Source organism: Microcoleus sp. N9_A1 (assembly GCF_036701795.1).
Classification (GTDB): Bacteria; Cyanobacteriota; Cyanobacteriia; order Cyanobacteriales; family Microcoleaceae; genus Microcoleus.
Genome location: NZ_JAUBRI010000003.1, coordinates 39,498 through 61,897, shown reverse-complemented (window position 1 = coordinate 61,897; position 22,400 = coordinate 39,498). Strand labels below are relative to the sequence as shown.

The following is a 22,400-nucleotide window of genomic DNA, read 5'->3' as shown; positions in this document are numbered from 1 at the left end:
CTTTACAATTAATTTGCAATGCGCCATGAGTTGTAAGACAAAAACTTACAATCCGCAGACCATGCATTTTGACACAACCGTTTGCCAGTACCTAAGCTGTGCAAACTAATTGTTTTCCGAGTTGGGTCTTTCTTCGTAGGCGACTCTTGCCAGCCACCTACGTAGCAAAACCCATACTTTCGGTGTTTGACGATTGAACCGCGTTTGAATCCCGCACTCAAAGTGCCACCATACCTCGAACGGATGTGACCCGGAGCGTGTTGCAATCGGTGTAACTGGCGTCGATGAAACTCAAGAGGAATTACTTCTATCAATGCAGTGTTATCGGGTTTAAAATGCCCCCCAACGCACCAGTTAGCTAGCACCCAAGAATCAACGCAGTGTGCCTCAAATTTGTTTGATAGCTTCTGCTTTGACTTGAGGAGTTCACTCAATTGACGTAATTCATAAGTATCATTGCCCGTCTTAGTTTCAACACGAGCGATTTTCTCAAGCTCTGCATAGAACCATTGCTTGCCTACTCCTAGCGGACTAAACGATACATTCCACTTGCGTGCGTTTTTCCAGGTTCGGGCTTTGATATCTTCTACAACGAAAGTTGATATGGGGAACATCAAAGTTAGCCATTTAGCTATCCTTAATTTCCACTGCCACCTCGCCTTAGTTGATGGAGGCAGTCGATATTTGTTGACCAGTCGGTTGGCTCGGTTTTTGCGGCATGGCGTGTTGCGAAAACGCCTGGCGCACCGCATATTTCGCCTGATCTCAACATGGTCTTTCACCCAATCAACAGCATGGGTTTGAATGTTGAGATAAGTATGCGCTTTGGATTTAACCGTAAACGCTTCTCGCTTCGATCCGGGATCGATACCAACTGCAATTGGTTGGCGGTGCGTGTTGGATGGTTCTATGTTGAGTCGAACGCAAAACACTCCTTTTTTCCAAAATGGTGTCGCCTTGCCAGACTTAATCCAACGCTTTGCCCTGCTTGGATTTGTCGGCATTAAGGGTCTGTTTTCGCTATCTAAGACTGGAACAAACATTTACGGTAAGTCCTATTTCTAGGTTTGTATTTCCCTTCGCCACTGGCACATCCGAGCGGTTAAAAACTAGGGAGGTATTCTTAACGTCAGTTGGGATACCACTCCCAGATGGCTCAGTTTGTCTTGAAGACGCAGGCTAGACACTGTTTTAGTCTTGAATTAAGAAGCGGGTGTTGCTCCCTCTTTCAAGCCCCATCCCTTTTAGGGTGGGGTTAGTGACCTGTTATCTGTGCGTAATTGGGAATTGGGAATTGGGCATCGGGAATTGGGAATTGGCCAAACAGGGACTTCGGGATTGGGAATTGGGCATGAACTTTCAAGTAAAAAGGTAAAACTTAAAATAACGCATTTTATTTTTTTACTTTTGCATTACCAATTCCCCATTGCCAATGCCCAATGCCCAATTCCCGATTACACGTTACCAAATTTATCTTGGAGAACCGCCGTCTCGGCTTGACTGACAAAATCGTGAACGAGGGCGCGGTACTCCTTCAACGTTTCAGATACCCAATCTCGATCCTCACTGTTGGCGAAGATATGAACGGTCGGTTCACTAGCATCGGGTAAAACTAATACCCAATTGTCGTCGCTGTAGTTAAAAATCTTCACTCCATCTAATAATTCTAAACGATCGGGCGAATGAGTTTCTACTAAATGTCGCATCAGCGAACCCTTGATAGTCCAAGGACAGCGGACGCTGTAACTGCGGTGGGTGATGCGGGGAAGTTCCGCCTTGATCTGTCCGAGCGATCGCTCCTGAATCGTCATCATTTCTATCACTTTAGCAATGCAGAACATTCCGTCAAATCCGGGATGCAACTGCGGGAAAATAAAACCCATAAGGCCGCTGCCGCCCAAAACTACATCCGGGTTCCTGTTAGCGGCTTCCATCAAAGCAGTTGGGTTCGCCTTCGTGCGGATTACCTTGCTTTGATAGCGGCGGGCGATCGCCTCCACCGCAGAAGACGCATGAACCGGCACTACTACTGTACCTTTGGGATGAGAAGTCAGCATCAAATTTACCATCAACGCCGTCAGCATTTCCCCACGAATCGCTATCCCAGACTCATCTACCAAAATGAGCTGTTCGCCGTTAGCCGATACCTGCACTCCAAAATTAGCGCTGAGTGCTTTCACCACCCGGCCGAGTTGGTCAAGCAAATATTCCCGTTCCCCGTTGCTTAGAGAAGTCTGCTTGAGACTGGCATTGAGTACCACCGCATCGCAACCGAACTTGGCAAGCATTTGGGGCAAAATTGCTCCAGAAACCGCGTAAACGTAATCGATTACCACCTTAGTATTGCTGTAGCGTATTGCCTCAACATTCATCTGCCGCTCAAAAATCCGGTTGTAAACGTCGAGAGCTTGGTTAAAGTACGACATCTCTCCAATTTCGGGAATTAGAGCTCGCCGCAAATCTTCCTTAAAATAAGCCCCCTCGATTTTTTTCTCAGCTCCTTTAGTAATATTGATGCCTTTGATATCGAAGAATTCAATTAAAATGTGGTCGGAGCGATCGGGCGAAATGCGAACATGAATGCCGCCAGCAATCGACAGCGTAGACGAAACCGTGCGCGCGATCGGAATTGCCGTCGATTCCAAATTGACCACATTAATTCCCACCGACATCAAACCCGCAATCAAAGACCTCGAAACCATCCGCGAAATGCTCCGCTGGTCACGAGAAACCGATACCGAAGTCCCAGGTTTCAAAGTCGAGCCATAAGCCGCGCCCAATTTCACCGCAAATTCCGGAGTAACATCCACATTTGCCAGTCCTTGAACACCACGCTGACCGAACAAATTCCGCTTAGCTTGTTCTCCCCAAATTAAATTTTGATTTAACAGAGCGCCGGATTCAATATTTTTGCTCGGCCAGACGCGCACGCTTGGCCCCACTTGCGCTTCTTCTCCCACGATCGACATTGAACCGACGACAGCACCTTCGAGGACGTGAGCGCGCCTGTCTACGCGGGTGCTCCGGCAAATCACGCAGGCCCTAAGATGAGCGTCTTCGCCGACAATTGCTCCGTTCCACACGATGGGACGTTTGAGGTTGGCGTCGGCCCCGACAGTCACGTTATCTCCGAGCACCGTATCGGCATCGATTTTAACTCGGGCTCCAATTCGACAATTGCTGCCGATCATTGCCGGTACTTCGATCATCGCGCTATCGTCAATAAAAGTATTCTGACCTACCCAAAGTCCCGATCGAACTTGGTTGTAGTAGGTCAAATCGAGTTTGACCTTTCCCCGCAGCGCGTCGTACTGAGCTTCCCGGTAAACATCTAGCTGGCCGACATCGCACCAGTAACCCTCGGCGATGTAACCGTACATCGGCTCGTTTTTTTCCAGCAGCAAGGGAAACAAGTCTTTCGAGAAGTCGCACTCCTGATTTGCCGGCAGGTAGTCCAAGACTTCGGGTTCTAAAATGTAGATACCCGTATTGACGGTATCGGAGAAAATTTCGCTGCTAGAAGGCTTTTCCAGAAAACGGCTGATGCGGTAATTTTCCTCGGTAATCACGACCCCGAATTCCATCGGATTGGGAACGCGAGTTAAAACTAACGTGGCTTTGGATTGCTTGCTGCGGTGAAATTTGATCGCTTCTGTCAAGTCGAAGTCTGTGATGCTGTCACCGCTGATCACCATAAAAGTTCGATCCAGCAGTTCAGCAATATTTTTGACGCAACCAGCCGTACCCAGCGGTTGGTCTTCCTCCACAGCGTAAGTCATTTGAACGCCAAACTCTGCCCCGTCAGTAAAATATTCGCGCATGACATCGGGAAGGTAGTGCAGCGTCGCAATAATTTCCGTAATCTGATGCCTTTTTAGCAAATTAATAATGTGTTCGGCGATCGGGCGATTTAGAATCGGCACCATCGGTTTGGGCAAATCGCACGTCAGGGGTCTGAGCCTCGTTCCCGACCCCCCAGCCATCAGCACTGCACGCATAAAATCCTCCTTGCTTAGAAAGCTCTCTACCGCTATTGTCCGCTAGAAAAAGTTTGCCTGCTGTAATTCGTGGGCCGCCAGCAATCAGTTCTTACTTAAATATCTTCGAGTAGTGACACGTCTGGGAAATCCCCTTCGGCCAGGCCGTCCCCCAACAGCAACCGATTTCAACCGAATTAGAACTTGCGGCATCCCACCAATCCCCCGGTCGAGCTCGGATTTGTAAGGGATGTTGGGTAATACCAGTTAAAAAAAAGAATGCAACTGTAGGCCCGTGCTCGAAACCCTTCTGTCATCAGTCATTCCCAATTCTTTCATTCTTCAATTTTCAATCTTATAAGTCCTCAGAATCATCAACTTTTGGCAGAAGTCCCTTTTTGCTTGCTCGGTGAAAGCTATTTCCTGGCTGTTATTTTTAAGTTTGTGGCCAACGGGGATTTTGCAGTCTCTTTCTGAAGGTGGAATTACTACGGCTATCGGTGCGCCTTGGCGTCTGATAAATGATAGATTAAGGGTAGCGCTTTGACTAGCTGACCCAAAATCCTATCCATTGCTTAGGGGTTTTTTAAATGAGTACGTTAATTAGCTTGGCATTGCTGATCGCTTACGGTGGCGGTATTTGGAAATTTTGGAATGGTTTCGATCGCACTAACTTCGACAGAAGTTTTGCAAATCGCCTGAAGCTGTCCCTGCTTTGGCCCGCGTTAATTTTTAATAAGCCTTACCGCCAAAACTTTACAAAAGCTCTCAAAGCTTCTAAAAGGTAATTCAAGAATGTCTAAAAAGTCGGATCGCCCAGTAGCGGGCCAGGAGCAGACTTGGTTTGCTAAAGGAAAATCAGATAGCTGGCAAGTTTTATTGTCGCAAGTCGCTTCTCGATTCGATCGCGAATACCGAGGAGAAGCTTTCGCCTTACCCGAAGAAGTCGAAGCAATGCCGATTTTCCTAGAATCAGTTGCAGGAACTCTCCAAGCAAAAACAGTTTCTCCCTTCTGGAAAATTGCCAAACCTCAAAAAAATCAGCGCTGTTTAGACATTGGCTGCGGAGTCAGCTTTCTGATCTACCCTTGGCGGGATTGGGAAGCATATTTTTACGGTCAAGAAATCAGCAGCGCAGCGCGAGACGCCTTAAACGCTCGCGGCCCTCAGCTCAATTCCAAGCTGTTCAAAGGCGTAGAATGGGCCCCCGCTCACCAGTTAAATTACGAAGAGGCTCAGTTCGATTTATGTCTCGCTACAGGCTTTAGCTGTTACTATCCCATAGACTATTGGAGTATTGTCATGGGAGAAGTAAAGCGGGTACTAAAACCGGGTGGTCATTTTGTTTTTGATGTCCTCAACCCCAATGCTCCTTTAGCAGAAGATTGGGCAATTTTGGAAACTTATCGAGCCGGAGAAGTATTTTTAGAGACAATAGAAGATTGGGAAAAAATGATTAAAGCTGCTGGCGCTAAGGTAGTAAAAAAGCAAAGTGGCGACTTATTTCAAATGTATAAAGTTGAATACAATTGAGAGGTTAAGGGGAATAGGTAATTAGTTTTGTAGTCAAAACTTCAATCGCCCCAAGCCGGGCCGGGCGGACGAAAAAAAACTTCATTCTTAGTGGAGAAAGTAGGGTGCGTCAGCAAGTAGAAATTAGTTTGAGAAGCAACAAATATTCAAGCTGACGCACCCTACTAACTACTAACTACTAACTCACAATAGTCAAGCAAGCAGATTGGATATTACCCATTCCCATACCGGATTGCCAATTATCGATGCCCAATTACCGATGCCCAATTAATTTTCGGTAGCGGCAGGAGAAGGCGCAGCTTCAGGCGACGGCGACACTTCGGCTGCCGGAGGTGGCGACACTTCGGCTGCCGGAGATGGCGACACTTCCGGGGCAGGAGATGGCGACACTTCGGGCTGCGGGGACACTTCGGCGGCCGGAGATGGCGCTGCTTCGGGCTGCGGGGACACTTCGGCGGCCGGAGATGGTGCTGCTTCGGGCTGCGGGGACTCTTCGGCGGGTTGCGGTTGAGGAGAAGGCGACGGTTCCGCGGCTGGTTTCGGTTCAGGCGAGGGCGACGGTTGAGCCGCAGGCTTGGGTGCGGGCGGCGACGGTTGGGCCCCTGGCTGCGGTTTGTTTGAGGGGGCCGGCGGCTTCTCAAACTGCGGTTTCACTTCAGTAGGCGCTGGGGAGGGCGGCTGGCCTGTTGGTCTGCTGGGCGCTGTGGGGGCGGGCGCTGGCTGCTGCTGACCTGGTGGGTTGGGCCTGGTTGGGGTGACAGGAATGCCACTACAAAGTTTTTCGTCGTACTTAAACTCGACAGCCAGTTGGTAAAGCTTGTGCGTGCTGGCTGCAGAAAATGTTAGAGAAGGGCTAATAATCGCAATTTTAGCCGCATTATCGAGAATACTGTAACCCGTGGGGACGATCGGCTGTGGCTCGGCCTTGAGCAAGCCTTGAGGGCTGACAACTGCTCCAAAAACTGCTCTTCCTTGGAGTTTTTGCGAGCAAGCTGTGACGGGATAAGGGACATTCACAGGAGTTGGCACCGTCATTTCCAAGTCAGGATAAGCCTTTTTGAATTTCTCAAACAAAGCAACATAGGTATCTGCAGCCGCAAGCTGTGTCTCTCTGTCGGTGGGTAAGGTTGAAGCCGGTTGGCCGGACTGTCCTAGCTGTCGCTGTCCCTCTTCAAATTGTTGTCTCCTGATTCTTTCTTCGGGAGTTTCTGCGATGAGATTCCTTTTATTCGGATCTTTTTGAGTCAATTTCGGCACTCCATCGGGTCCCACATTCCTGCCAATTGGGAATTCGGGGGTAAAGACTGGAGCTCCGTCTGGAAATAGTGGGAGTCCGCCTCTACTGGCTATAATCCTTTTGAGTGTCTCTGCTTCGTCTTCCGAGGCGTCGCCGGGAAGCTGGGGCACTTCATTCAGCGATGGTGGCGGCGGAATATTGCGATCAAAATTACCGGGTAAGGGCGGGAAAAGAAAACCGCTGGGAGGTACGGGTGGGACGAAAGTGGGTGTTGGCTGGGAGGGGGCTCTGACTGTTGGGGATGGAGTTTTGGGAGGTGGCGGGGCTGTTGGGGCTGTGAAGGGCGGGAGAGGGGAATAAGGCAGAGGGGAAAAGAATCCAGGAGGGGGCATTCCCGGCGGCATGGCGGGCAAGTTGATGGTATCAGGTGCGGGGGGCAAGGGCGGGGCTAACTTTGGCGCTGGCAGAAGGGGAACTGGTGCGATCGAAAACGGCGTATTAGAGGGTCTCGGTGGTATGGTTTGTGGGAGGCGGCTGGCTTCTGTGGGAGTTAGTTCTACTAAGCCGACAGAACCGGGGATATTTTTTGAGGAATTTCCACCATAAAGTATGTTTGAGAGCGTCGGGGCGGTTGCTCCGAGCACTCCGTGGAGGCCGACAGAAGCTAGGGCTGCCCACCAAAAAGGCTGGCGCAGCGGTTCGGAAAGGGTGTTGGCTAGGGAGGAAGAGTCAGTCATGACTATGGGGAATGGGGAATGGGGAATTGGTAATTGGTAATTGGTAATTGAGAATTGATAATTGGGAATTGGAAGTTAATAGTTATTAATTGATATTTTTTTTGAGTGATTTTAAAAGTTGCTGTTGGATAATTCAAAGGTATAATTTTAGCACGGTCGGTATGGAAATTGCCCGATCGACTTTTATTAAGATTTCGCGACCCTCACATCAAGCACTCAAGCTTAGAAACCCGGTTTTTTGACTGCTTCCACGCTTGTATAGCAACCGCAAATAGGGTGAGGACGTTGTTAATTGCTCAAACCATTGTTTTTCTTGCCGAATGCCTTTGGCCGAATCCTATACGCGGTTTCTCAGGTATTGTTGAGAATGGTCAGCGGGCGTCAGGCGGGCCGGACTGGGGTGATCTAAAAAACAGACTGCACCGCTGCTATACCGTCTTTTTCCGGGATCTGGAGCGCCACTAATTCATTAAACACGATCGAGCAAACGGATCGATCGGCGTTTCCAATTCGGTTACGGCATCAAAAAACTCAAAACTCATCGAGTGGCTGCGCGTTGTACGCGCCGGCTGGGGCGGCCATCTCCAAACTCCCTTGATTCACCAGCGATAGCGGTAATTTTTAAAAGGAGCTCCCTCGATGGTGAGCAAGTCGATGGGATAAATTGGAGCACCACTTGCCATATATTGAAACATTTCCCGAACTTCCTCTCCCCGCAACGACAACTGGTCTAATTCCTTGAGAGAATACCAGCCCGCGCACAAAGTATGCTCATCCGGCTTGCTCTTGGGCGGCGTCTTATCTTGTGGACGAGCCACAAAAATGACTCGGAGGCGCACATTGCCCCTAGGCATCACTGTGTGCTCTACTCGGAGAATTCCCTCAACGATGATGGAAATGCCCGCTTCCTCAATGGTATTACGCATAGCAGCTTCGAGCAAAGTCTCCCCTTTTTCCACTCGCCCTGCTGGGAGATACCACTGCTGCTCGTACTTGCGCTCTTGTACCAGTAGAAAACGGTCTTCTAAGTGAACGACAACTAGGGTAAAATACCATGTTTGAATCGGCTCGCGAGCCATAGAAGTAGATATTCCCTAAGCAAAAGGTTTAACGAGGGACAGATGTTAGCAATTCAAAGGATGCTTCGGCAAGCGTCTTTGAACTTGAAAAACAGATCGTAGCACTCCGGCCGCAAAATCTAAAATCTAAAATCTAAAATTGACAATGCCATTACCAACCGTGATTTTACCAGGATATTTTGCTGCTGCTTCCGACTATCGCGAATTAGAAAAGTCTCTGGTCGATCAAGGTTTCCCAACAGTAACAGTGCCTCTGGGCAAGGGAGATTGGTTGCCGACTTTTGGCGGGCGGTCGATGGTGCCAATTTTGCGACAGCTCGATCGCACGGTCAAACAAATGTTACAGCAATACGGCGTTCCCCAGATCAATCTCGTCGGTCATTCCGCCGGCGGCTGGATTTCTCGCATTTATTTGGGCGAAAAGCCTTACACGATTCACGGCGACCTGCTTGAGGACGCGGGTTTGTGGGAAGCTCACCCCTGTGTGAATACTTTAATCACTTTAGGTACGCCACACGTCTCTCAAGAGCGCTGGACGCGCAAAAATCTAGATTTTGTCAAAATTCACTATCCGGGGGCTTTTCACCCGCAGGTGCGCTACGTGTGCGCTGCTGGGAAGGCTGTTTTTGGCAAGCGGGGTTTAGGGACTTGGCTGGCTTATAAAAGTTACGAGTTGACTGTGGGGAAGGGTGAAACTTGGGGGGATGGAATTACGCCGGTGGAAGCTGCTGTTTTGGACGGGGCCGAAAATCTGGTTTTGGAGGGGGTTTGGCATTCGCCTCGTTCTCCGGGGAAGTGGTACGGTTCGCCGGAGGTTTTGCCGGCTTGGATGGAGTATTTGTGTTAGAAATGAACCGCGAAGACGCGTTCGGCGAAGCCGTTCCCGTGCTACTGTGCGGGACGCAGATAACGAATTTGAGCCGGATGCTTGGTGGAGAATTGATGCGGGAGGTCGATCAAAAATTAGGGATGATGATTATGTGCGATCGCCACTCGTAGAATCATCGCAGTGTTTGGTATTTGGTGCGAGGGGCGATCGCTTGGGTGCAGTGATTTGTTATACTGATAATTGTAGACTTACGAAGCTTAGAACAATGAAAACCTATAGCTTTGATGCCATTATAGAGTTAGTCGAAGAAATGTCTGATGACGAACAGATCACTCTCATCGATTTGATCGGACGACGACTTAAAGAAAAACGGAGAGATGAGATCGCTCTTAATATTGTTCGTGCCGATGAAGAGTATTTGCATGAACAAGTATTCCGAGGCACAGTAAATGATATCATGGCAGAATTAAAAAGATGAGAACTCTTGTCTTAGCCTCTTCGTTCAAACGAGCTTTCAAATCCTTAATCCGCCAAGAACCTGAAATGGAGGAAAAAATAGCTGAGCGACTAGAACTATTGGCAAATGATCCATTTCATCCCTCACTTAAAACCCACAAGCTGAAAGGTAAACTATCTGGTGCTTGGGCTTGTACTGTAGAGTACGACTGTCGAATAGTCTTCAATTTCAAAAAATATTCAGATTCAGATGTTGAAGAGATCCTTCTGATTGATATTGGTAGCCATGACGAAGTTTATTGAGTTCATCCTTTAATCAAGAGACGTAACTCGATCCTCATACAGTTATTAGGAGGATTATGAGAGATGGGAATACTTTAAAGGAACGCTATTTGCGAGATGATCTACCCATTCGTTTGGGAAATTTAGCATCTAATTTGGCACGAATTAAATCTCGCTGTCAAAATGCAGCTAATGGCGAAATAATTGAAAGTCTGCTGCAAGAAAGTAAGCTGTTTATTGAATGGACTCCTCAAGATGCAGAGATAGAAATAGCTGCTGAGTTAGTTGAGTTGCAGATTCAGTTAGCTTGCTGGCAGTATTCTTGGGCAAGGATTTGGGAGGATGCAGAACAACGAATGAGAGTGGGAGAACAAGGAAGGATTTGGTCGGAGAAAGTGCTGAATATGTCGGGTTTGTTGGCTGTGAATTAGGTAAGGGCGATCGCTATTAGGGCAATCATCGCATTAGAATGGTAGAAATGGGTAACATTGTGAGTGGAAAAAGAGGTTGGATTTCATTGCGTCAACCCAACCTACCAGCTCATAAATCAATCATCCCTCGGTGATTGCTTTTTCTCAGATGTTGTTTGCTTCTCTCTGGCCGCCTCATCTTCCGATTGATATCTGCTCGATTTATCTGGTGCGGTTAATCCCAGAAGTCCACCCAGTACCAATGCTGCTATTTCAAAATACTTTGAGCAAACAGGATTGTCTCTAAAAATGATTTGGGGTTGAGTTCCAGCAGCTCTTGAAGTAACTGGGGGGTATTCTACTTGCACTACACAAATTTTATCACTTTTGAGAGTGATCGCCAGAGCACCAATAATCACAACCAAAGCAATAATAGGACGCATTCCATTATGATCTAAGAACTTAATAATCCCGTTCATATCTTTACACCATACCCTAATAGTCAATGTGCGGCTTAATACACTATTACAGGGATTAAACGACAAGCGTTTAATCCCTAAATTTACTGTTTAATTTTTCTCCTATGGTTCTTAGAAATCAGGATATTTTTTATAAAAAAAATTCAATTTGTTCACAATTTTTGATTTTTTGTACTCTGTTTAAATTTATTTAGTACAGTTTTGTACAATGTTGTTAAAAAGTGATCTAATATACAAAATTCTCACATCTTGCTCATTGGTAACAAGTTAAGCTAAGAAAGCATTTGTCAATCAGCAATTATGCTCAACATTTACTTGGATTTTGAGCCCAAAACTGAGATTTGGGCGATCGTGCGATCGTGCCGAGGGTGATATTTATACTTACTCCCTCTCAAATCGTGAATGTTCCACTCCTAAAAAAACAGTTTTTTTGAGTAATATTACTGATTGACAAATGCAATTAAGTCTTAACTTGTCACCAATGGTTATCAGAAAAAGCAAATAGTGATCGCTCTTTATGATTGGTGATGCGATCGCTATCTTTACAAGCATCCCATGAGAATGGTGGAAATGATAAAATTGTGATTGTAAAAAAAGTTGGGTTGAATTCATGAAACCCAACATACTAGCACATCCAGCCTAATTTACTGGGTAAAATAAATCCCAAAAACTAGCGGTAAAATTTCTGACCATCGGAATAAAAAACAATATCGTTACGGATACCATTGGGATAAAGGTAGGGCATTTTCAGATCAGACAGACCATCATTATTATTATCGATGGACTCAATCCGCCCAACAACAGAATTTGGGTTCAAGTTACCTTTACCGCTTCTCCACCAGATGCTAGAGTTAAAGTTCTTCCCGTCCGAGGTCAATACCCATATTCCAACATCAAAGTTTCCATAGTCATACAGACAAGCAATATCGGACTTTTTATCACCATTGAATTCACCAACAGTACAACTAACTATTTTTGAGAAGTTCGTATCTCCCCGACGGGTTGCATACCATTGTTGCCAGGTTTTACCATCATTAACTTCTACTGCTACAGCAAGAGAGCCTACCTCTCGAATCCGAGCTTCCTGAGTTTGTGTGCCATCAAACTTTCCTCGTAATCCAGATATTTGTGAATATGCTGCTTCAATCGAACTAAAAACTGTAGCTACGACACCGATAGAAATTAAAAGTCTCATGAGTATTTTCATAATGGCCTCCCAGCTAAAAATGTACAAAAATCGTCAATCTTCTAGCTAACTATTTATTAGACCGCAACAGCGGCATAACACGCTACTACAGGGTATAAAACGGCAAGCATTCTAACCATAAACTTAGGTTTAAATAATTTTCCCATTATTTATTAATAAATCCGGGCTTTTTTTAGTAAAAAAAGTCCTATTTTGCCGATAACTTTCTCCTACTTTCACTCTCTTTAAATCTAGTTGTGTACTAAAATATATAAAAATATACTAAAATATCTAAAAATGTGATATGATACCCAAAAAATCCCATCCTCTTGACCCGATGAATCTGAAAGAAATGCTAAACCTCGCCGATCGCATAGTCTTCGAGAAAACGGGTCAACACCTTGACGATTTACAAGAGGCGGTACTGCGCGGAACTCTACAACATGAGACATACAAGCAAATAGCTAAAGATTTTGACTGTTCAGAAAGTCGTGTTAGGAATGCAGGTTCGGAATTATGGCGGATACTTTCACAAGAGTTTGGAGAACAAGTCAGTAAATCAAATATTCGATCGGCAATGGAGAGGTGGCAAGTTTCAAATGTCTCCAATTTTGCAAAAGACGTTGTAGGGATTGGTATTTTTAACACCTGTGGAGAAGCTAAACACCCGCCAAACATACCAAATTCACACCCACCAAATCAGGAAACATCTAACCCAAAACAACCTCAAACTCTACATCAAGATTTAAGCGAGATGCCGGAATTGGGTAATTTTTACGATCGCACTCCCGAACTCCAAACCCTCACCACCTGGATTCTACAACAACACTGTCGCCTCATAACCCTCACTGGCATCAGCGGTATCGGCAAAACCACCCTAGCAGTACAACTCGTACAACAAATCAAACACGAGTTTGAGTACGCAGTTTGGTACACTCTAGACGAATTCCCATCCCTAGAAAAATTTCAATCTAACCTAATACAGCTTTTTTCCCATTCCGAAAAAGAAGATTCACTCCCAACCAACCAGAAACGCTTACCGCTGATTAAGTATTTACAAAACCATCGCTGTTTAATCGTCTTAGATGACGTTCACAACCTTTTCTGTAGTGGCGAATTGGCAGGAAAATATAAACCTGAATGCGAAAAATATCGCTCTTTGTTCAAACAAATAGAAAAATTACCCCATCAAAGCTGCTTGACGTTAATCAGTTGGGAACAACCGAGAGAAGTGACTCAAGTTAAAAACCAAAATACTTCTATTCGTACCTTACAACTCAAAGGTTTAGACATCGCAGCCGGACGAGAAATACTCAGAGATTATGGGTTAGAAGAAAGCGACAGCAGTGAAGCACTCATTCATCGCTACCAAGGCAACCCCCTATGGTTAAAAAGCGTGGCGAATATGATTCAAGACTTGGGAGGAGGCGTGACAGAGTTATTACCAAATGATACCATATTGTTGCCAGAAGATTTGAAAGATGTTTTACAGCATCAGTTCGATCGCCTATCCGAACTAGAAAAACAAGTAATCTCCTTATTAGCCAAAGAAAGCCAGCCCATCAACCGGGCAAAATTGCTAGAAAATGACATAATTCCGGCTTCAGATTTGCTAAATGCCTTGCAATCTCTATCGCGGCGCTGCTTGATAGAACAACAAGCAAATTTTTACACGATTTCACCTGTACTGAAGCAATATGCGATCGCCTGTGCGGTGTAATTGATATCTCTTAGTCTCCGGAGGCAGACTTAGTTTGTATAGCAATTTCAATCGCAGAGTGATTAAACACATAAAATCGCACAAACAAAAAACCGGGCAACTTCACAGCTACCCGGCAATCTAAACTTGAGACTTCAGATAAATCTCAAATCTCAACCTAAAATTATTAAACAGCTACAGTCTTCTTAACAGAAGAGCTCAATTCGCCCTTAGCATACTTAGCTGCGAAATCGTCCAAAGAAACTTGCTTGATCTTTGTACCGTTACCGGCGCAACCAAAAGAGTTGTAACGATCGCTACAAACCTTCTGCATATACTTGATCGACGGCTTCAAGAAGTGGCGCGGATCGAATTCTTCGGGCTTAGCAAACAAAGCTTCGCGCACCGCAGCGGTAATCGCCAAACGGTTGTCAGTATCGATATTGATCTTGCGAACGCCGCACTTGATACCCTTTTGGATTTCTTCCACAGGTACGCCGTAGGTTTCGCGGATTTTGCCGCCGTTGCTGTTGATGATTTCCAGCAATTCTTGGGGTACAGAAGAAGAACCGTGCATTACCAAGTGAGTATTCGGCAAGCGGCGGTGAATTTCTTCAATGCGGCTGATTGCCAAAATTTCGCCAGTCGGCTTGCGAGTGAACTTGTAAGCGCCGTGGGAAGTGCCGATCGCCACTGCGAGAGCATCAACGCCGGTTTGCTCAACGAAATTAACAGCTTCTTCGGGATCTGTGAGCAATTGATCGTGAGAAAGCGCACCTTCAAAGCCGTGGCCGTCTTCTGCTTCGCCCATTCCTGTTTCCAGAGAACCCAAGCAACCCAGTTCGCCTTCAACGCTAACGCCGATCGAATGAGCCACTTTCACAACTTCGCGAGTAACTTCAACGTTGTACTCGTAGCTGGCGGGAGTCTTAGCATCCGCTTCCAGAGAACCGTCCATCATCACGCTGGTGAAACCTTGGCGCATGGCAGAATAGCAAGTGCCGGGGGCATTGCCGTGGTCTTGGTGCATTGTAATGGGAATGTGAGGATAGGTTTCAACTGCCGCCAAAATCAAATGGCGCAGGAAATTTTCCCCAGCGTAGGAGCGAGCGCCGCGAGAAGCTTGCAAGATCACAGGGCTGTTGGTTTCGTCAGCAGCGCGCATGATGGCTTGGATTTGCTCCATGTTGTTGACGTTGTAAGCCGGTAGGCCGTAACCGTTTTCAGCCGCGTGGTCGAGCAGCAGTCGCATAGGTACAAGCGCCATAGATATTCCTCCTAGTTATTTGTGTTTCTGGGCCGTGAATTTTAGACAAGCTCAATTCTTAGGATAATCTTAAGACAATTTGTAGCCGATCGCGCACTATCTTTCCAGATTTACTTAAAAGTTCAAAAAACAAAATTTTGAGTTCCGAGCATTCCACTCAGAACTCAAAATTTTTAACTCACAAATTTTTTATGGGTCGCCCGGGATTTGAACCCGAGACCAATCGGTTAAAAGCCGAATGCTCTACCGCTGAGCTAGCGACCCGCGAAAACATTGTTACCGCACACAATTTCTAATAGTAGCACCCCTCATTTGAAATAGCAAGTGTTTTTTAAATAAAATTTGCAGTCATGCGAACCAGCATCTCGCAAGTCGCTCCCGGCTGCAAATAAATCAAGTGTTCGCCAGTGTTGAGGGCATTTCGAGGAGCAGTCCAAGGTTCCAAACAGTAAAAATCCTTGCCCTTCACCATCCAGAAAACCAACTTCCCATAGCTGGAGTTGTAACTGAGGGTGAGCCGCAAGTTCTGGGCCGCGTCAGTGACAGTAGCAGCAAGACCAGTGAGCTCGTCAAAGGAAACATCAATTTCATCCAACGTCGGGTCAAAAACCCCAGTGAAGTAACCCTTGGAATGGGTGTTCTGATCTCTGTACTGCATCCCCGGAATCTCAAAGCGCAGCTTAGATTTGTCCGTCGCCAAAAAGTAGGGGTGCAAACCACTAGAAAACGGCATGGGTTCGTCAGACAGATTCGTGTAGCGCTGAAAAATTTCCAAAGAATTGCCTTTAATCTGATAAGTGAAGGCTAGTTGGAAATCAAAGGGATAAACAGCGAGCGTCTTGTCGCTGCTGTCGAGAATCAGCGTCAGAGCGGCGCAACCCTCCGTAACTTGTTCGCCTATTGTCCAAGGCAAGTCTCGAGCAAAGCCGTGCTGTTTGAGCTTACGCTGCACTCCCTTGTGGGTGTAAGTATTGTCGGGGAGATTGCTGCAGATGGGAAACAGGATGGGAATCCCGCCACGTACAGTTAGATCGGGATTGGCGAACCGTTCCGCGTCCAAATAGAAGATTTCTTTGCCTTCAACCAGCCAGCTAGTGGCAATACCGCCCCGTTCCGGCACAACTTCTAGAGTAGAGTTAGCGGTTTCGTCGGAGAGGATATAGGTTTTGTACTGCTTTTGCTTGAGCGCGATCGCAAACACATTTGTCATCGGTAGTAGGTCATTGATCATTGGTTGTCAGTAAATCAGTCGTTAATAATTGGTCGCTAGTATCTTGATGTTCACCCATTACCGCCCCTATCCTCCCCCTGCCTCCTCGTTGTTCCGACCCCCATCGGCTAACCAATGCTCCCAGCTATAGGAGGCAGGGCGATCGAGTGCTTGGAGCGTTTTCTGCTGTTAGCTGGAACGATCGCGGAGGCCGGCTGCTGCTTGAGTGCGACTTCAAAAGATACAGCCCGAGTGGGGGGAAGATAGCTTTGGGGACTCGGCACTGCTCCTTGACTGGGAGAAGGGGGCGAAATAAACGGTTCTTTGATGAATGGCTCTTTTGTAAACGGCTCTGCTTCCCGGCTGGGATTTTGAGGTTCAGTGCGGTAGATGCGCGGCGGCAAATTTTGATTCGGAGGCGGGTTTGACTCAATTGCAGGCCCCGTCCCGTTCGGGAAAAATGAGGAGTTGTCCGGCTGTTGGGGCGCAGCCGGCAAAGCCGGCAAAATCAAAGTAGGTTTGGGTTGTCCGGGGCCTTGCTGAGTGCTTTCACCGTCGCTGGCCCCGGAACCTCGTCCGGGCCCGTATGTACCGCTCTTTGCTGCTCCTGGCAATGGAGAATTTTGAGTTTTTGATGCAGTTCCTGGCTGGACTAGGGCATCTAGAACTACAGAAGATCCCATCGGTCGATCGAAAATACTAGAAATTTGCTCGACGCGTTTGAGGATGCGATCTGCTGCGGCTCCCTTCACAACCTTCGGCTGAAACTTTTTCACCTCCACAGGCAGAAACTCTACCTTCATATTCCTATCTTTGAGCGATACTTTCAGGACTGCGGTATCGTAATCCCTGCGAGCATTCGGGCCGAATATAAAATTACCCAGCGAGTAAACTATCGGGCGGCCTTTGTAAATTTCTGCACCTTGCAGTACCTGGGGATGGTGCCCCACTACCAAATCAGCTCCTTGGTCGATCGTGAACCGAGCCAAATCAATCTGCCAGTCCCCCGGATAATCTGCCAATTCGACTCCCCAGTGGTAATTAACAATAATCCAGTCTACCTGACCCCTAAGAGCTCGAATATCCTCGGCCACGCGATTGTTGCGGCGGGGATTAGTGCCCGCTTTCCCTTGGTCGGCGACGTTAAGCTCGGCATCATAATAACCGAGGTAGGCAATCCGCTGACCCTTAACTTCAATAATATCTGGACGCCTCGCTTGTTTAATATCTCTGCCGGCTCCCAGGTGTTGAATCCCACTACTATCTAGAGTATTCATAGTCTCCACCAGCCCTGGTTCCTCGTAATCCATAGCGCGGCTATTTGCCAGATTGACAATATCCACTCCTCCGGCTGTTAATACTTTCACCGATTCTGGATTGGCTTTAAAATTTAATTGTTTTTTGCCAGACCCCAATGTAGAGCGAGTCAGGGAGTTTTCTAGGTTAACCATCGCCACATCTGCTTGCCGGTACTCCTCCATATTGGCAAAAGCCCATTGGTGATCGTTGGCAGCAGATGCTCCGAGCGCATCCGATAGATTCACATTTCCTCCGAACATCAGCGTTACTGTTGGGTCGTAAGGATTAGCAACTTGCTTTTGCTGTACTACTGGTACCACTTCTAAGGCCGCTTGCACCGTATCCGCACGTTTTGGAGGCGGCCCCGACATTACCGCAGTTTGCTGGTACCCGGATACTGGGGATACTAACCGCAGGGTCAGAGCTTCGTGGTAGCTGACCCAACACCCTAAAATAAAAGAGGCAAGTGCCGAACCCACTAGCAGCAGAGAACGATACGTTTTAAATTTAACCCAATCGACGGCCGGTAGGGAACGGTAACGCCGCCGCTGGCGGTTTGCCGGAGTGACAATTCGCACTGACTGTTTCCAGAGAATGTCTGCATCCCCAGCCAAGCGCGCGTGAATTCGCACTCCTTCTACTGCTGGCGAGTTGAGTCTCCAGAGTTGGTGGCAAATAAATTTGACTAAGCCTTCCCGGAGAGTGCTCCCGAGTAATGTAGTATCTGGCGCAAATTCGCGCTGGAATTCTACGAGGATTTGGACGCAGCCGGCCTGAGCCTGTTCGACGCGGGCATAAATCCCTTCGGGGCGCAGCAAGCTGTCAATCCAGTAATTCAGGGCTTGAAAGTTGCCCGATCGCGCTAGCTCCAAGATAGACGGCTGCGACCAATTTTCTGCGTACACCATCAATTAGCCTCCTTAATACGCACGAGCAATTACTCCAATTTGTTTTGAACGGAACCGCAATTCTTTTAGCTTAACCGCCACAGGTTCCGCTGCCCGTTTTGAAGCTAGTTGTTGGCTGCCACCATTTTCTACATTTAGGGGCTGCCTGCTGTCAGTGATTTTTATCACACTCCGGTCTATTGATTTGAGATTTGAGATTTGAGATTTGAGATTTGAGATTTGAGATTGAGTTCACAGAGGGTACTCGGGGCCAGAACCAACGTCGAAACAAGAGGTTTCTGGGGGAATTGAGGCACAAGAGAGCGAGATTTCTGAGGCAGAGTCTGTTTTTATTGTCGCTGTTTGAGTGTCGCTTTGGAGCTTTTGCTTTGACATTTGAGATTGCAGACTGAGTTAAGAGGTGTTAGTGGGCGATCGAACAAACGTCGAAACCAGACGTTTCTGGGGGAGTTGAGGCAAAAGAGAGCGAGATTTTTGAGGCAGAGTCTGTTGTTATTGTCGCTGTTAATCGCGTGCTGTCGTCAAGTCCTCATGCTTCGATCTATGCTGGCAAATGCCTCTCACGAGGGATGCCACTGGCTGCACAACCTGTAATGGGATAAATGGCGTACTAGATAGATTTGGTGGTAAAATCAAATTTGGTAACTCCCATCGGTACCAAAGTTGCGGAAAACGTGAAACTGGCCAGTCCATACGGCTGTGCCTTCCGATGTAAAACCCAAAGTACGTTACGGTAAACAGGCCATATTTTAAGCAAGTTACACTGCGCAGGAGAACTGACAAATGCTACAGCGCAAAATCTATCAACTCTGTTGTGATGGTCGTGAGGTTTCTATTTTTCTTCGAGATCAGCAACGTTGGATAGAGCGCGCTCGTATCCTAGATATTGAAGGGGATCTAGTCACGCTGCGCTACGAAACCGACGAAGAAGACGAAATCAGCTCCTGGGAAGAAATGGTGCGTCTCGAAAGTATTGGAGCTGTGTCCCAGAAGTTGGCTTCGGTATCCCGAACTAACTGCGAACCCCTAGTTTCTGACGATTGTCCCGAAGCCGAACAAATTCGCAATCACTACCCGGACTCGAATTTGGAATAGTTTTGAGCTCGCGCTTGAGGCACAAGGAAAACTTGGGGGAAAAGAAAACGACTTTTCTCCCTTTTTTGTGGAGAAATTATGCAAAAAACCCGATTTAGGCCAAACATATTCTGGGTTGTGACCACATAAGCTATTTTGCCTTTAAATTTAAGCTTGATGGCGGGATCTCCTGCCCACCCCACAAGAGCGTAAGTACACAGTAGTTTAAAAATTCAATACGCGACACCCTAGCCCTGCTGAAACAGGGTTTTTTATCTGGGTGCGTCCAGGACTGTTCTTTTGTTTTCTTGGCCTGCAGGCTGGTTTCTAGATGCCCGACAGCTTATTCGCCGTCTGTTTCGCCATCTTCTAAGAAAAGTTCCGACTCCGGTATCGCTTTAAACACGGGACAGTAACCGTCGGGGGTAACTTTAAAGCCAAACAAAGCACTGGACTGGTTCCAACAGCGCTGGCTGCGGTAGTGCTGACAATTGCCGCAGCATTCGAGGTTTGCCTGAACGGCGCTGCCTTGAAAAAGCAGTTCCCGCTGGGAGATGCCGCGCAGTACCAGTTCTTCGCCTTGCCAGCGCGCTTCTACCAAACCGGTATCGGCAAAATTGGCCCACCGAGGATCGGCTGTAATCGGACTCGGCAAGCTAATTGCTACCTCTGTCCCCAATTCGCTGAGTTCTCCCTCATAGTTAGTTTCTGGGATAGCGGGCTGCAAAAACATTTCCCCGATCGGCAATTCGACCAGTGTTCCGGCCGCCGGAGTGTGCAACTGGTAGCGGTTTCGCAGCTCGTCCAAGTTAGCCAAGTCAGCCAAATATGCAGGGGAACCGTGGATCAAAATTACGTGCTGGGGACGCAAATTGTGGATGAGTTGGGTAGTCCCCGGCCCGTCGCAGTGTTCGGCTAGTAGATAAGTTTCGACACTTCTGATTCCAGATTCGGGCCTGTTGCCCAGCCAGTCGCTGACGGGATATCCAGGTTTTTGAGGGGCGAGCAAAATCCAAGGATGTGTGCGATCGGCAACATACAAAGCCAAATCAGCTAACTTGTCTGTAATCACAATACAGGGCGTGGCTCCCAATCCGGGGCGTTGTTCGGCAGACAGCCGGCGGACGCGGGGTTTCACCCTTTCGTCCCAAAACAAAGGTTGGTGCAGAGCAAAATTTTGGACGGCGGTGGGAAATTGGGGTAACAGTTCCAGATAAGCGTCGCACCCGTCGGCGACAGTGCCGTCCACCCAAATATCCAAGTCGCGGCCAGTAAAGTAGTGGTGACTGCGGAGCAGCATCAGCATTTCTTGGCCCAAACCAAGGGCCGGCGCGGGCAGCAGTACCGAGTACCCGTCGGCGATGGCGCGGTGGAGGCGATCGGCTAACTGATTTTCTAGTTGTCGGCGGTGAGGGTGGCGCGCCGTGCCGTAACTGCCTTCCAAAATTAACACATCCGGCTTCATGCCCCTGAGTTCTCCCAGGGGCAAACCTTCCACCAAACGAGAATTGGACAGAAAAAAGTCGCCGGTGTAAACCACTGTGTAGGTGCGGTGCGGTCCGGCATAAGTCAGCAGCACAGTCGCCGCTCCGGGCAAATGGCCCGATGGGAACAACTGCACGCTCAGTCCTGGGCGCACTTCGAGCGGCGACTGCCATGGCAGTCCCTGACAGAACCGTGACTCTGGCTGCTGAGCCAGTTCTGGCCAGTTGAGCGGTAGCAGTCGCGCTGTCACTTCGCTGGCGTAAATTGGCAAGTGGGGGAAAGATTGATGGAGTGCTAGCAAACCTCTGGCATGGTCAGAGTGGGCGTGGGTACACACCACAAAATCGGCTGGCAGCGATCGATTTAGTGTCGCTGACAGCGGTGCAATATCCTCTACACCGCAGTCGAGTAAAATGCGGTGCGGCCCCATTCGGACTAGCAGACAGACCCCTTCCTGTGCGTGGCCTGCGCCGTAAGGTAAACAATCGAGATCCATCACTGCGGTTAGCTCCCTGCTTTGCACGCAACTTGCAGTATCGCCATATTTAAATATTGGTTGCGACTGCATTCATTCGAGTTCAGTCTCGGACGCAGAAACCGGATTTGATGAACGAAAACACTTTGTTGCCGCCCTCGCTCCCGGTAAAAAAACCCGGTTTATCTAAAGTTGTGGTGCGTAAGCCCTGGAGCTAAATGTTTGCTCGAAGGCTCCGGCTCCCGTCAAAGGGAAGTAATTGCACTTAAGATTTGATGCAGCGCCAAGAAGGCTATTTTCCGAAGGCATTGGCCGGACGGGCATTCGGCCTTCGACAAAGTTCAGGCTACTGGTTCTGGCATCAAAAGTTACATTTTATTGCACCATGTAAGAGCAGCGAGCTCGATCTCATATTCTGAGTTTTAAATTTTTTTCCACAATTTGCGCCTGCTAAAAGCTAGTCTTTTTTATGAGAAGATTTTAATTCAGATGCCCAAAGATCTTGATAAAACTTTACAAATCTTCATTTTTAGGGGTGTGAGGGCCGTGTATAGTCCAATCTGAAAAACGGAGAACCAGCATCGGGCTAGCTAACTGCTTTTGTCCGGGCAGACAGAGACTTTATGAGTTGGCTCGGTTTCTTTGTAAAAGTTTGATACATTCTTCTAAGCAAACCTTGTGGCTATCGAGGAGAGAGTTTAAATGGCTTTTTGACCCCGCCCACAAACGGATACAAGTTTCCGACAGGAATAGCCCGCAGCCCAAAGTTTTAGACTCT

General features: G+C 47.7%; 19 protein-coding genes and 1 tRNA gene. 8 read left to right on the top strand and 12 right to left on the bottom strand.

Features of this window, described 5'->3' with window-relative positions; translation table 11 throughout:
• Positions 1-8: 8 nt before the first annotated feature.
• Together QUA58_RS02090 and QUA58_RS02085 are read right to left on the bottom strand one after the other, a co-directional pair.
• Positions 9-1,043 (bottom strand): RRXRR domain-containing protein, encoded by a 1,035-nt coding sequence (locus QUA58_RS02090; RefSeq protein ID WP_333250104.1) that lies wholly within the window; start codon positions 1,041-1,043, stop codon positions 9-11.
• Positions 1,044-1,454: 411 nt separating this feature from the next.
• Positions 1,455-3,998 carry a mannose-1-phosphate guanyltransferase gene (locus tag QUA58_RS02085; protein WP_333250102.1) on the bottom strand — a complete coding sequence of 848 codons (2,544 nt, stop codon included), beginning with the start codon at positions 3,996-3,998 and terminating at the stop codon, positions 1,455-1,457.
• Positions 3,999-4,567: 569 nt separating this feature from the next.
• Between QUA58_RS02085 and QUA58_RS02080 the strand changes: the two genes are divergently transcribed.
• Together QUA58_RS02080 and QUA58_RS02075 are read left to right on the top strand one after the other, a co-directional pair.
• Positions 4,568-4,765 (top strand): hypothetical protein, encoded by a 198-nt coding sequence (locus QUA58_RS02080; RefSeq protein WP_333030091.1) that lies wholly within the window; start codon positions 4,568-4,570, stop codon positions 4,763-4,765.
• Between the two features lie 7 nt (positions 4,766-4,772).
• The gene (locus tag QUA58_RS02075) at positions 4,773-5,510 is read left to right on the top strand and encodes a class I SAM-dependent methyltransferase (RefSeq protein WP_333143063.1); all 738 of its coding nucleotides are present in this window, start codon (positions 4,773-4,775) and stop codon (positions 5,508-5,510) included.
• A 267-nt stretch (positions 5,511-5,777) separates the two neighbouring features.
• On the opposite strand, the gene QUA58_RS02070 is transcribed toward QUA58_RS02075, so the two are convergent.
• Complete coding sequence (locus QUA58_RS02070) at positions 5,778-7,484, bottom strand: hypothetical protein (protein WP_333250098.1); 1,707 nt, start codon at positions 7,482-7,484, stop codon at positions 5,778-5,780.
• 599 nt (positions 7,485-8,083) lie between these two features.
• Positions 8,084-8,563 (bottom strand): NUDIX domain-containing protein, encoded by a 480-nt coding sequence (locus tag QUA58_RS02065; RefSeq protein WP_333250096.1) that lies wholly within the window; start codon positions 8,561-8,563, stop codon positions 8,084-8,086.
• Positions 8,564-8,708: 145 nt separating this feature from the next.
• Here QUA58_RS02065 and QUA58_RS02060 point away from each other — a divergent pair, with 145 nt between their 5' ends.
• From QUA58_RS02060 to QUA58_RS02045, 4 genes are read left to right on the top strand one after another with little or no spacing between them, the layout of a single operon-like run.
• On the top strand, positions 8,709-9,410 hold the full coding sequence (locus QUA58_RS02060) for an alpha/beta hydrolase (RefSeq protein WP_333392845.1): 702 nt from the start codon (positions 8,709-8,711) through the stop codon (positions 9,408-9,410).
• Between the two features lie 46 nt (positions 9,411-9,456).
• A complete protein-coding gene (locus QUA58_RS02055; RefSeq protein ID WP_333276481.1) occupies positions 9,457-9,870 on the top strand; it encodes a hypothetical protein in 414 nt (137 codons plus the stop codon).
• Entirely contained in the window at positions 9,867-10,151 is a 285-nt protein-coding gene (locus QUA58_RS02050) for a type II toxin-antitoxin system mRNA interferase toxin, RelE/StbE family (RefSeq protein ID WP_333151983.1), read from the top strand. The genes QUA58_RS02055 and QUA58_RS02050 overlap by 4 nt, the downstream gene beginning before the upstream one ends.
• Positions 10,152-10,207: 56 nt before the next feature.
• On the top strand, positions 10,208-10,561 hold the full coding sequence (locus tag QUA58_RS02045; RefSeq protein ID WP_333392843.1) for a hypothetical protein: 354 nt from the start codon (positions 10,208-10,210) through the stop codon (positions 10,559-10,561).
• A gap of 116 nt (positions 10,562-10,677) precedes the next feature.
• On the opposite strand, the gene QUA58_RS02040 is transcribed toward QUA58_RS02045, so the two are convergent.
• Positions 10,678-10,983, bottom strand: coding sequence for a hypothetical protein (locus QUA58_RS02040; protein ID WP_333262627.1), 306 nt, complete (start codon positions 10,981-10,983; stop codon positions 10,678-10,680).
• 706 nt (positions 10,984-11,689) lie between these two features.
• Entirely contained in the window at positions 11,690-12,226 is a 537-nt protein-coding gene (locus QUA58_RS02035) for a hypothetical protein (protein WP_333091127.1), read from the bottom strand.
• 316 nt (positions 12,227-12,542) lie between these two features.
• Between QUA58_RS02035 and QUA58_RS02030 the strand changes: the two genes are divergently transcribed.
• On the top strand, positions 12,543-13,925 hold the full coding sequence (locus QUA58_RS02030) for an NB-ARC domain-containing protein (RefSeq protein WP_333250324.1): 1,383 nt from the start codon (positions 12,543-12,545) through the stop codon (positions 13,923-13,925).
• Positions 13,926-14,091: 166 nt separating this feature from the next.
• Here QUA58_RS02030 and fba read toward each other — a convergent pair whose 3' ends face one another.
• From fba to QUA58_RS02005, 5 genes are all read right to left on the bottom strand, one after another.
• Complete coding sequence (fba, locus tag QUA58_RS02025) at positions 14,092-15,171, bottom strand: class II fructose-bisphosphate aldolase (RefSeq protein WP_333250087.1); 1,080 nt, start codon at positions 15,169-15,171, stop codon at positions 14,092-14,094.
• A gap of 192 nt (positions 15,172-15,363) precedes the next feature.
• Positions 15,364-15,435, bottom strand: a tRNA-Lys gene (locus QUA58_RS02020).
• A gap of 67 nt (positions 15,436-15,502) precedes the next feature.
• The gene (locus QUA58_RS02015; protein ID WP_445301858.1) at positions 15,503-16,372 is read right to left on the bottom strand and encodes an aldose epimerase family protein; all 870 of its coding nucleotides are present in this window, start codon (positions 16,370-16,372) and stop codon (positions 15,503-15,505) included.
• 137 nt (positions 16,373-16,509) lie between these two features.
• The gene (locus QUA58_RS02010) at positions 16,510-18,588 is read right to left on the bottom strand and encodes a CapA family protein (RefSeq protein ID WP_333392840.1); all 2,079 of its coding nucleotides are present in this window, start codon (positions 18,586-18,588) and stop codon (positions 16,510-16,512) included.
• Between the two features lie 12 nt (positions 18,589-18,600).
• A complete protein-coding gene (locus QUA58_RS02005; protein ID WP_333254625.1) occupies positions 18,601-18,756 on the bottom strand; it encodes a hypothetical protein in 156 nt (51 codons plus the stop codon).
• Positions 18,757-19,371: 615 nt separating this feature from the next.
• On the opposite strand from QUA58_RS02005, the gene QUA58_RS02000 reads away from it, so the two are divergent.
• Positions 19,372-19,683 carry a DUF6679 family protein gene (locus QUA58_RS02000; RefSeq protein WP_006633466.1) on the top strand — a complete coding sequence of 104 codons (312 nt, stop codon included), beginning with the start codon at positions 19,372-19,374 and terminating at the stop codon, positions 19,681-19,683.
• Between the two features lie 322 nt (positions 19,684-20,005).
• Here QUA58_RS02000 and QUA58_RS01995 read toward each other — a convergent pair whose 3' ends face one another.
• Positions 20,006-21,643 carry an MBL fold metallo-hydrolase gene (locus tag QUA58_RS01995; protein WP_333254703.1) on the bottom strand — a complete coding sequence of 546 codons (1,638 nt, stop codon included), beginning with the start codon at positions 21,641-21,643 and terminating at the stop codon, positions 20,006-20,008.
• Positions 21,644-22,400 lie beyond the last annotated feature (757 nt).